The 10,434-nt window shown below is 74.3% G+C and carries 8 protein-coding genes and 2 pseudogenes; 8 read left to right on the forward strand and 2 right to left on the reverse strand.

Annotated features, from left to right (window positions below; genetic code table 11):
• Positions 1-431, reverse strand: a pseudogene (locus tag ADBZ5U_RS10975) (nicotinate phosphoribosyltransferase); the annotation flags it as partial.
• 115 nt (positions 432-546) lie between these two features.
• Between ADBZ5U_RS10975 and clpS the strand changes: the two are divergent.
• The 8 genes from clpS to ADBZ5U_RS11015 are packed head-to-tail and all read left to right on the forward strand — an operon-like array spanning position 547 to position 6,226.
• A complete protein-coding gene (gene clpS / locus ADBZ5U_RS10980; RefSeq protein WP_526265313.1) occupies positions 547-852 on the forward strand; it encodes an ATP-dependent Clp protease adapter ClpS in 306 nt (101 codons plus the stop codon).
• 4 nt (positions 853-856) lie between these two features.
• Positions 857-1,417 (forward strand): oxidative stress transcriptional regulator AosR, encoded by a 561-nt coding sequence (aosR, locus tag ADBZ5U_RS10985; RefSeq protein WP_526265315.1) that lies wholly within the window; start codon positions 857-859, stop codon positions 1,415-1,417.
• Positions 1,414-2,484 carry a P1 family peptidase gene (locus ADBZ5U_RS10990; protein WP_526265317.1) on the forward strand — a complete coding sequence of 357 codons (1,071 nt, stop codon included), beginning with the start codon at positions 1,414-1,416 and terminating at the stop codon, positions 2,482-2,484. The genes aosR and ADBZ5U_RS10990 overlap by 4 nt, the downstream gene beginning before the upstream one ends.
• Positions 2,485-2,493: 9 nt before the next feature.
• The gene (locus tag ADBZ5U_RS10995) at positions 2,494-3,150 is read left to right on the forward strand and encodes a rhomboid family intramembrane serine protease (RefSeq protein WP_526265319.1); all 657 of its coding nucleotides are present in this window, start codon (positions 2,494-2,496) and stop codon (positions 3,148-3,150) included.
• Entirely contained in the window at positions 3,147-3,962 is an 816-nt protein-coding gene (gene murI, locus ADBZ5U_RS11000) for a glutamate racemase (RefSeq protein WP_526265321.1), read from the forward strand. Before ADBZ5U_RS10995 ends, murI begins: the two co-directional genes overlap by 4 nt.
• Before the next feature lie 55 nt (positions 3,963-4,017).
• The gene (locus ADBZ5U_RS11005) at positions 4,018-4,788 is read left to right on the forward strand and encodes a cyclic nucleotide-degrading phosphodiesterase (RefSeq protein WP_526265323.1); all 771 of its coding nucleotides are present in this window, start codon (positions 4,018-4,020) and stop codon (positions 4,786-4,788) included.
• 17 nt (positions 4,789-4,805) lie between these two features.
• A complete protein-coding gene (gene rph, locus ADBZ5U_RS11010) occupies positions 4,806-5,585 on the forward strand; it encodes a ribonuclease PH (protein WP_526265325.1) in 780 nt (259 codons plus the stop codon).
• On the forward strand, positions 5,582-6,226 hold the full coding sequence (locus tag ADBZ5U_RS11015) for a non-canonical purine NTP pyrophosphatase (RefSeq protein ID WP_526265327.1): 645 nt from the start codon (positions 5,582-5,584) through the stop codon (positions 6,224-6,226). The genes rph and ADBZ5U_RS11015 overlap by 4 nt, the downstream gene beginning before the upstream one ends.
• A 72-nt stretch (positions 6,227-6,298) precedes the next feature.
• Here the strand turns inward: ADBZ5U_RS11015 and ADBZ5U_RS11020 are convergent.
• Positions 6,299-10,434, reverse strand: a pseudogene (locus ADBZ5U_RS11020) (PE family protein); the annotation flags it as partial.

Below are 10,434 nucleotides of genomic sequence, written 5' to 3' on the forward strand. Positions count from 1 at the left end.
TGGGTGCGCCGGGAGCCCATCTCGATCAGCGGCCGGCCGTCGGCGGCGCTGACCACGCGTGCGGCCGCCGAGGCCACCGCGGTGTCGTGGTTGAGGATCGACAGGGCCAGGGTCTCCAACAGCACGCACTCGGCGAAGGTTCCGGTGACCGAAAGCACCGGGGAGCCGGGGAAGTACAGCTCACCCTCGGGGTAACCGTCGATGTCGCCGCGGAACCGGTAGCCGCGCAGGTAGTCCAGCGCGGCCGGGTCCAGGAAGCCGGCGACGGTGGCCAGCGCCGCATCGTCGAAGACGAACTGGCCCAACGCTTCCAGGAACCTGCCGGTCCCGGCCAGCACACCGTAGCGGCGGCCCTCCGGCAGCCGCCGGGCGAACACCTCGAAGGTGGTGCACCGGTGGGCGGTGCCGTCCCGCAGAGCCGCCGAGAGCATGGTCAACTCGTATTTGTCGGTCAACAGCGCCGGGGAGCCATGCCCTGTCACACGGCAACGGTAACGGCTGGCCGGAGCCCGGGTGGGTTTTGTCAACGCTCGCTATCCTGGTCGCATGGGCGCTCCGACAGCACCGACCCGGCCCGGCACCAGCGGGGTCCGGGAGACCGACGTCCTCGACGCCACCGACGCCCCGTGGGTCACGATCGTCTGGGACGATCCGGTCAACCTGATGAACTACGTGACCTACGTCTTCCAGAAGCTGTTCGGCTACAGCGAACCGCACGCCAACAAGCTGATGATGCAGGTCCACAACGAGGGCAAGGCGGTGGTCTCCGCCGGAAGCCGCGAGTCGATGGAGGTCGACGTGTCCAAACTGCACGCGGCCGGACTGTGGGCGACCATGCAGCAGGACCGCTGAGCCGGTGCGCAAATGGAGACGGGTCGACACCGCCGAGGGTCTGCGTCTGGTCTCCGCGCTGGAACCGCATGAGGTCTCGTTGTTGACGAACATGGCCACCTCGGTCCAGGAGATGCTCGACGACCGGCAGTCCGCGGCGCCGTCGGACCCGTTGGAGCAACTGACCGGCATCCGGACCGGCAACCCGGAGCCGCCGCCGGAGGGGGCGCTGGCGCGGTTGCTGCCCGACTTCATCAAAGAGCGCGGCGAGGACTCCAACGGCTTGCTGCGAAGCCTGCACGAGCCCCAGATCATCGACGCCAAAATGACTGCCGCGCAACGGCTCATCGAGACCCTGCCGTCCGGCGGGGGGCCGTTGGAGCTGACCGAGGACGACGCGAACGCGTGGATCGCGGCGGTCAACGACATCAGGCTGGCGCTGGGCACGATTCTGGGGATCGGACCCGACGGCCCGGACCGGCTGCCCGACGGTCACCCGATGGCCGCGCACCTCAACGTCTACCAGTGGCTGACGGTGCTGCAGGAGTACCTGGTGCTGGGCCTGATGGGCAAGCCGATCCGATGAACCCGGCGAGACGCCGCGTCGGGTCGATCACCGACGTCGGCGGAATCCTGGTGGGTCACCACCACCGCCTCGACTCCAACGCCACCGTCGGTACCGCCGACGAGCCCGGCCGCGGATGGGCTTGTGGCACAACGGTTGTGCTCGCCCCGCCGGGGACGGTTGGTGCCGGCGACGTCCGGGGTGGCGCCCCGGGAACCCGGGAGACCGAACTGCTCGACCCGTCGAGCACCGTGCGTCACGTCGACGCCGTCGTGCTCACCGGCGGCAGCGCCTTCGGCCTGGCCGCCGCCGACGGGGTGATGGACTGGCTCGAGGAGCGGGGCCGCGGCGTGGCGATGACCGGCGGCACCGTCCCGATCGTTCCCGCGGCGGTGATCTTCGACCTGCCCGTCGGGGACTGGAAGGCCAGGCCCACAGCGGAATTCGGCCGCGCGGCGGTGACCGCGGCCGGCGCCGACCTCGCGGTGGGCAGCGTCGGCGCCGGGGTCGGCGCCCGGGCCGGCGTGCTCAAAGGGGGAGTGGGCACCGCCTCGACCGTGCTGGACTCGGGGGTGACGGTGGGGGCGGTCGTCGTGGTGAACTCCGCCGGGGAGGTCTTCGACCCGGCCACCGGGCTGCCGTGGATGGCCGAGCTGGCCGGGGAGTTCGGGCTCGGCGCCCCGCCGGCCGCGCAGGTGGCGGACTACGCCGCGCGGCATCGCGACCTGGGTCCGCTGAACACCACCATCGCGGTGATCGCCACCGACGCCGCACTGGACCCGGCGGGCTGCCGTCGGGTCGCCATCGCCGCCCAGGACGGCCTGGCCCGGGCGATCCGCCCGGTGCACACCCCCCTGGACGGCGACACGGTGTTCGTGCTGGCCACCGGGGCGGTGTCGGTGGACCCGTCGCCGGACACCCCGGCGGCGATGCTGCCGGCCACGGCGCTGACCACCGCCGTCGGCGTGGCGGCGGCGGACTGCCTGGCCCGCGCCGTGCTGGCCGGGGTGCTGGCCGCCGAGTCGGTGGCCGGGATCCCGGGCTACCGCGACGTGCTGCCGGGGGCGTTGCCACCAGGTGCCGGTTAACCTTTGGGAATGACCGGTACCCCGTCGCCGCCGCCGCCGACCAAGTGGCCGGCGTGGAAGGTCGGCGGCGCGACGATGCTGAGCTTCATCGCGCTGCTCTACGTCATCGAGATGGTCGACCAGTTGAGTGGACATGCGCTGGACGGCAACGGGATCCGGCCGCTGGAGGAACGCGGGCTCAAGGGTGTCCTGTTCGCCCCCCTGCTGCATGCCGACTGGGGACACCTGGTCTCCAATACGGTGCCCGCCCTGGTGCTGGGCTTCCTGGTGACGTTGGCCGGGATGGCCCGATTCGTCAAGGCCACGGCGATCATCTGGATCCTGGGCGGCCTGGGTACCTGGCTGCTGGGCGACCTGGACGGCTGCCCGCTGGACACCAACCACATCGGCGCCTCCGGCCTGGTGTTCGGCTGGCTGGGCTTCCTGCTGGTCTTCGGCTGGCTGACCCGCCACCTTTGGCAGATCGCGGTCAGCCTGGCGGTGCTGTTCTACTACGGCGGCATCCTCTGGGGGGCGATCCCGGTGCTGCGAGGCTGCGGCGGGGTCTCCTGGCAGGGCCACCTGTGCGGGGCGATCGCCGGGGTGCTGGCGGCCTACTGGCTGTCCAGCCCGGAGCGGGAGGCGCGGGCCCGCCGGAAGGCCGCGGCCCCCGGACAGCTCGCGTGAGCGACCGGTTCGCCCCGATCGGGGTCTTCGACTCCGGGGTGGGCGGGCTGACGGTGGCGCGGTCGATCATCGACCAGTTGCCCGACGAGGACATCGTCTACGTCGGCGACACCGCCCACGGACCCTACGGCCCGCTGACCATCCCGCAGGTCCGGGCGCACGCCCTGGCCATCGGCGACGACCTGGTGGGCCGGGGCGTCAAGGCGCTGGTGATCGCCTGCAACACCGCCTCGTCGGCCTGTCTGCGGGACGCCCGGGAGCGCTACGACGTGCCGGTGGTCGAGGTGATCCTGCCCGCGGTCCGCCGCGCCGTGGCGGCCACCCGCACCGGTCGGATCGGGGTGATCGGGACGCAGGCCACCATCTCCTCGGGGGCCTACTCGGACGCCTTCGCCGCCGCCCGCGACATCGAGGTGACGGCGGTGGCCTGCCCGCGGTTCGTCGACTTCGTCGAGCGCGGCGTGACCAGCGGCCGGCAGGTGCTCGGACTGGCCGAGGGCTATCTGGAGCCGTTGCAGCGCGCCGAGGTCGACACCCTGGTTCTGGGGTGCACGCACTACCCGCTGCTGTCCGGGGTGATCCAGTTGGTGATGGGCGATTCGGTGACCCTGGTGTCCAGCGCCGAGGAGACCGCCAAGGACCTGCTGCGGGTGCTGACCGAACGGGATCTGCTGCGCCCGCACCCGGATCGGCCGGCGGCGGCCACCCGGGTGTTCGAGGCCACCGGCGACCCGGTGGCGTTCACCGACCTGGCGACCCGGTTCCTGGGCCCGGTGGTCACCGGGGTTCGGGCACCGACCCGATCGCCGTGATCGACCGCCTGTAAAAGCACCATCCTTCCCATCCGTCACGTGGCAAGCTGAAACCGTGCGCATCACGGTCCTGGGCTGCTCGGGCAGTGTCGTGGGGCCGGATTCGCCGGCCTCGGGCTATCTGCTCACCGCCGCGGACACCCCTCCGCTGGTGATCGACTTCGGCGGGGGAGTCCTGGGCGCGCTGCAGCGCCACGCCGATCCCAACCAGGTGCATGTGCTGCTGTCGCACCTGCACGCCGACCACTGTCTGGACCTGCCGGGGCTGTTCGTCTGGCGGCGCTACCACCCGACTCCGGCCACCGAACGGGGCACGATCTACGGGCCCCGCGACACCTGGACCCGGCTGGCGTCGGCGTCGTCCCCGCTCGGGGGCGGCGACCTCGACGACTTCAGCGACGTCTTCGAGGTGATCGAGTGGGCCGACGGCCGGGAGGTCTCCATCGGGGCGCTGCGGGTGCTGCCGCGGTTGGTCTGCCACCCCACCGAGTCCTTCGGGGTGCGCATCACCGACCCCGACGGCGCGACCCTGGTCTACAGCGGCGACACCGGGTACTGCGAGTCGCTGATCGAACTGGCCGGGGGCGCCGACGTTTTCCTCTGCGAGGCCTCCTGGACCGACTCCCCGCAGCGCCCCCCGCACCTGCATCTGTCCGGTGCCGAGGCCGGCCGGGTGGCCCAACGGGCCGGGGCGCGCGAACTGCTGCTGACCCACATCCCGCCGTGGACCTCCCGGGAGGACGTCATCAGCGAGGCCAAGGCGGAGTTCGACGGCCCGGTGCACGCGGTGGTGCCCGGCGAGACGATGGAGATCCGGCGCGCCTGAGGCGTTAGGGTTTCGTCGTGACTTCACGACAGGACGGACGCCGCGACGATGAGATGCGGCCGGTGGTCATCACCCGCGGATTCACCACGCACCCGGCCGGTTCGGTGCTGGTGGCTTTCGGCGAGACCCGGGTGATGTGCACCGCCAGCGTCACCGAGGGGGTGCCGCGCTGGCGCAAGGGCTCCGGGTTGGGCTGGCTGACCGCCGAGTACGCGATGCTGCCCGCGGCCACCCACACCCGCTCGGACCGGGAGGCGGTCAAGGGCCGCCTCGGTGGGCGGACCCAGGAGATCAGCCGGCTGGTGGGACGCTCGCTGCGGGCGTGCATCGACCTTGCGGCGTTGGGGGAGAACACCATTGCCGTGGACTGCGACGTGCTGCAGGCCGACGGCGGCACCCGCACCGCGGCTATCACCGGCGCCTACGTGGCGCTCTCCGATGCGGTGACCTACCTGGCGGCGGCGGGCAAGCTGTCCGACCCCATGCCGCTGTCGTGTGCGATCGCCGCGGTCAGCGTCGGGGTGGTGGACGGCCGGGTGCGGGTGGACCTGCCGTATGAGGAGGACTCCCGCGCCGAGGTGGACATGAACGTGGTGGTCACCGACACCGGGACGTTCGTGGAGGTGCAGGGCACCGGGGAGGGTGCGACGTTCCCGCGATCGACGCTGGACAAACTGCTCGACGCCGCGATGGCCGGCTGCCAGACGCTGTTCGCCGCGCAGCGCGAGGCGCTGGCGCTGCCGTATCCGGGCAAGCTGCCGGAGGGCCCGCCGCCGAAGAAGGCGTTCGGGTCGTGAGCGTGCGGGGGCGGCTGCTGGTCGCCAGCCGCAACCGCAAGAAGCTCGCCGAACTGAACCGGGTGCTCGACGCCGCCGGGATCACCGGCCTGGAACTACTGAGCCTCGACGACGTCCCGCCGTTTGACGAAGCGCCGGAGACCGGCGCCACCTTCGAGGAGAACGCCCTCGCCAAGGCCCGGGATGCGTTCGCGGCCACCGGGATCGCCGCGCTGGCCGACGACTCCGGGATCGCGGTGGCGGCACTCAACGGGATGCCGGGCGTGCTGTCGGCGCGGTGGTCGGGCGGCCTGGTGGACGCCGACAAGGATGTGGCCAACTACCGGTTGCTGCTGGCGCAGTTGGGTGACGTTCCCGACGACCGGCGCGGTGCGGCGTTCGTGTCGGTGTGCGCGCTGGTGACCGGGCCCGGTGCTGATGACGTCGTCGTGGTACGCGGGCAGTGGCCCGGCGTCATTGCGCGAGAACCGTTGGGGGAGGGCGGGTTCGGCTATGACCCGGTGTTCATTCCCGAGGGGGAGAGCCCCGGGGGCGGTCGTAGCGCCGCACAGTTGAGCCCGGCCGAGAAGGATGCGGTCTCGCACCGCGGGCGGGCGCTGGGGATGTTGGTGCCGGCTCTGCGCCGACTGGCTCAAGCCTAGAAAGCAGGGCCTTAGGCCCTGGAAAACACTGTGGGCCCGGGCGTAAAGCCCGGGCCCACAGTGCTTTTGCCGTTAGGCGTTGGTTCCCGGCGTGCCGTCGGTGGTGGTGCCACCGCCGCCGGAGTTCGCCGTGCCGCCCGCTCCGCCCAGGCCGCCGACCGCGGCGCCGTCGCCGCCGTTGCCGCCGGTGGACGGGAACGCGCCGGCCGTGTACGAACCGCCGCCATCGCCGCCGTCGCCGCCGGCAGTGCCGGTGCCGCCGGTGCCGCCGTTGCCGCCGGTGGCAAAGACGCTAGAGCTGGCAGTTGTGCGCTGCGAGTCGGCGAACCCGCCGACGCCGCCGTTGCCGCCGTCGCCGGCAGCGCTGTTGCCCCCGTCGCCGCCAGAGCCGCCGGTGGCCTTGCCGTTGAAGGCCAGCGCGAGGGCACCCGCGCCGCCGTCGCCGCCGTTGCCGGTGGCCAGAGCGTCACCGCCGTTGCCGCCGTTGCCGCCGGTGGAGCCGGTGGAGGTGGTGATCCGGTCGTCGGAAATGGCCACACCGCCGTTGCCGCCCTTGCCGCCGTTGCCCGTTCCGCCGGTGCCGCCGTTGCCGCCGTTGCCACCGGTGGCGTCAGCACCGGCATTCAGCGTCGGAGCGGAGGCGTCGCCGCCGTTGCCGCCGTTGCCGCCGTTGATGCCGCCGGCGCCGCCGGCACCGCCGTTGCCGCCCAGGGCGTCCAGACCGGTGAAGTTGGACACCGTGTCGGACAGCGCCGCCCCGCCGTCGCCGCCGTTGCCGCCGTTGCCGTTGGTCGAGGCACCGCCCGCCCCGCCGTTCCCGGCGTAGCCGTCGCCGTCCTCGGAGTAGGCGTAGGCCCCGTTTCCGCCCTTGCCGCCGGTGCCGTCGGTGGTGGCCCCGCCGTCACCTCCGTTTCCGGCCTGGCTGTTGCTTTCCCTGCCGTAGGCGAAGGCGTCGCCGCCGGTGCCACCGGCCCCGCCGTCGCCGGTGGTGCCGGTGCCGCCCTTGCCGCCGTCGCCGCCAAGGGAGTCGGAGTTCAGATTGGTCGAGGTCGCCTTCCCGCCGTTGCCACCGGCGCCGCCGGTCGCACCGCCGGCGCCGCCGTTGCCGCCGGCACCGCCGATGGCTTCGTTCCCGGAGATGCCGGTGGCGGCGGAGGTGGCGTCGCCGCCGTTACCGCCGGCCCCGGCGGTCCCGACGGTCGTCGAACCGCCGTCGCCGCCCTTTCCGGCGGTGGCGCGGGCGGAGTCGCCGGTTGCACTGGCGCTGCCGCCGTTGCCGCCGTTGCCGCCGTTGCCGGCGATCGCACCGGCGTTGCCGCCGCTGCCGCCGGCGCCAGCGGTGGCGTTGGTGCCATCGGTCCTGGTGCTCGATCCGCCGTCACCGCCGTTGCCGCCGCTGCCCAGGGCCCCGCCGTTGCCGCCGTTGCCGCCGATTCCGCCGCCACGGTTGGTCAGGCTGGCGCCGGCGCCGCCGTTGCCGCCGTTGCCGGCCGGCGCCACGGCCGCGGCCCCGTCGGTGCCCTTGGCGCCGTCGCTGCCGTTGCCCGCGCCGCCGGTCCCGCCGGAACCGCCCAAGGCGCCGGTGGTCGCTGTGCCCGGTTCACCGCCGTTGCCTCCGTTGGCGCCGTTGCGGTAGGCAGTGGTGCCGGAATCGGCCCCGGCCCCGCCGTTGCCGCCGTCGGCGGGCTGTCCGGCGTTGCCGCCGTTGCCGCCGTCACCGCCGTTGCCGCCGGTGGCGGTGGTGGAGGCGCCGCCGTTGCCGCCCAGGCCGGCGGTTCCGCCGTTGCCGCCGTTGCCGCCGTTGCCGCCGACGCCCGCCGCTGTGGTGGTGGTGGCGTCGACGCCCTTGCCGCCCGCACCCCCGGCCCCGGCGTTGCCGGCGTTGCCGCCGTCGCCGCCCAGTCCGCCGTTGTTGGACACCGAAGCGCCGCCGTTGCCGCCGCCGCCGCCGTTGCCGCCCAGACCGCCCGTGCCGCCGTTGCCGCCGCGGCCGTTCTGGTTGGTCGGATCGGTGGAGTTCCATCCGGCGCCGCCGATGCCGCCGGTGCCGCCGTTGCCGCCGATACCGCCGTCGCCGGCGACTCCGGAGGTGGTGCTGCCGCCGTCGCCGCCCTTGCCGCCGTTGGCACCCTCGCGGCCTTCGAGGCCGTCGACGCGGCTGACTCCGTCGCCTACCGCACCCGGGCCGCTGAAGCCGCCGTTGCCGCCGTCGCCACCGTCGCCGGCGTTGCCGCCGGTCGCGCTGCCGCCCTTGCCGCCGGCGCCGCCGTCACCGCCGCGGTTGCGCTGGCCGCTGAGGTTGCCGCCGTTGCCGCCGTCGCCACCGTCGCCGCCGTTGCCGAACGTTCCATCCGTGCCGGTGGTGGATCCGGTTCCGCCGGCGCCCTCGACGCCGGCGTCGCCGCCGTCGCCGCCCTTGCCGCCGGGCCTGGCCAGGGTGCTGACGAAGGTGCCGCTGGCGCCGTTACCGCCATTGGCGCCGGTGCCGCCGTTGCCGGCATCACCGCCGTCGCCGCCCGCGCCCTCGGTGCCCGCGGTGGCGCTGCCGCCGCCGGCACCGGCCTTGCCGCCGTTGCCGCCGTTGCCGCCGTTGCCGCCGTTGCCACCGTTGCCACCGTCGCCGGTTGCGACCAGCGGCGAGCTGACGCCGTTGGCGCCCGCGACGCCGTTGCCGCCGTTGCCACCGTTGGCGCCCGCACCGCCGTCGCCGCCGTCTCCGCCCTGGGAGTCCGCACCCGCGATCAATCCCGTGCCGCCGGCCGCGCCCGCGCCGCCGTCACCGCCGGTTCCGCCGGCACCGCCGTCGGTGCCGCTGGTGCCGGAGTCGCCGGCGTTGACGCCGTTGACGCCGTTCACGCCGACGCCACCGTTGCCGCCGTTGCCGCCGTTGCCGGCCAGGCCGGCGTCGCCGCCGTCACCGGAGGTGCCGGTGGTGGAGGTGCCGCCGTTGCCGCCGGCGCCGGCGTTGCCACCGGTTCCGCCGTCGCGACCGGGATTGCCGGGCGTGGCCCCGTTGCCGCCGTTGCCGCCGTTGCCGCCGTTGCCGCCGTCGCCGCCGTCGCCGGCAGCGCCGGAGACCGACGTGCCGCCGTTGCCGCCGGCGCCGCCGTTGCCGCCCTTCGTACCGAGTTCGTCGGTGAGGCCGGACCGGCCGTCGCCGCCGTTGCCGCCGGTACCGCCGGTGCCTCCGGCGCCCGTGGTGGCCGCGCCGCCGTTGCCGCCGGCGCCGCCGCTACCGCCCTGGATGATGCCGCCGACCAGGCCGGTGCCGCCTGCGCCGCCGTTGCCGCCGTTGCCGCCGTCGCCGTCGGTGCCCTGGGTCGCCCCGGGACCGCCGGCCGCACCGCCGACGCCACCGTCGCCACCGTCGCCACCGGCACCACCATCCGGCCTGAGTAGATCGCCAGCGGTGCCATCACCACCGATACCGCCGTTACCGGCATCGCCACCGTCACCGGCCAGACCGCCCACGGTTGAGGCGCCACCGGCACCGCCGTTACCGCCGCGACCGCCATCCGAACCGTCCCTGGCACTGGGGCCGGAAACACCGGCGATGCCGTCGCCGCCGTCGCCACCCGTGCCGCCGGAACCGCCGACGGCACCGGAGCCACCGGCGCCGCCGTCACCGCCGTTGCCGCCGTTGAGGGCGGAGATCCCAGAGTCCCAGCCCTGGCCGCCGTCGCCGCCATTGCCGCCGTTGCCGTCCGTGCCGTCGGTCGCACCGCTGACCGCACCTGTGCCGGCGGCGCCACCGATACCACCGTCACCACCGGAACCACCGGAACCGCCGTCCGGAGTTGCTGCGTTGCCGTCGGCGCCGTCACCGCCGGCTCCGCCGGCCCCGCCGTTGCCGCCGCTACCGGCCGTGCCGGAGGTCAGGCCGCCGTTGCCGCCGTCGCCACCGTTGCCTCCGTCTCCACCGTCGGTGCCGTTCCCGGAGACGCTGGTGACTCCATCCGCGCCGTTGCCGCCGGCGCCGCCGTTGCCGCCGTTGCCGACCGCACCGCCGTCACCACCGGCGCCGCCCTTACCGCCGGCGGCGCCGGCGGTGGTGGCGCTGAAGCCGGCCGCGCCGTTACCGCCGTTACCACCGGAGGTGGCTGCGGTGCCCGCGGTGCCGTCGGCGCCCTTCGTGCCGCCGGTCCCGCCGACCCCGGCCGCCCCGCCGGTGCCGCCGGTGCCGAGCGTGCCGGGGTCGCCGCCGTTGC

Source organism: Mycobacterium sp. (assembly GCF_040398885.1).
Lineage (GTDB): Bacteria > Actinomycetota > Actinomycetes > Mycobacteriales > Mycobacteriaceae > Mycobacterium.

Excerpts from the sequence above, each read along its gene's own strand:
- clpS (WP_526265313.1), top strand. The coding sequence starts at position 547 with ATGGGCGCTCCGACAGCACCGACCCGGCCCGGCACCAGCGGGGTCCGG.
- ADBZ5U_RS10990 (WP_526265317.1), top strand. The coding sequence starts at position 1,414 with ATGAACCCGGCGAGACGCCGCGTCGGGTCGATCACCGACGTCGGCGGA.
- ADBZ5U_RS10995 (WP_526265319.1), top strand. The coding sequence starts at position 2,494 with ATGACCGGTACCCCGTCGCCGCCGCCGCCGACCAAGTGGCCGGCGTGG.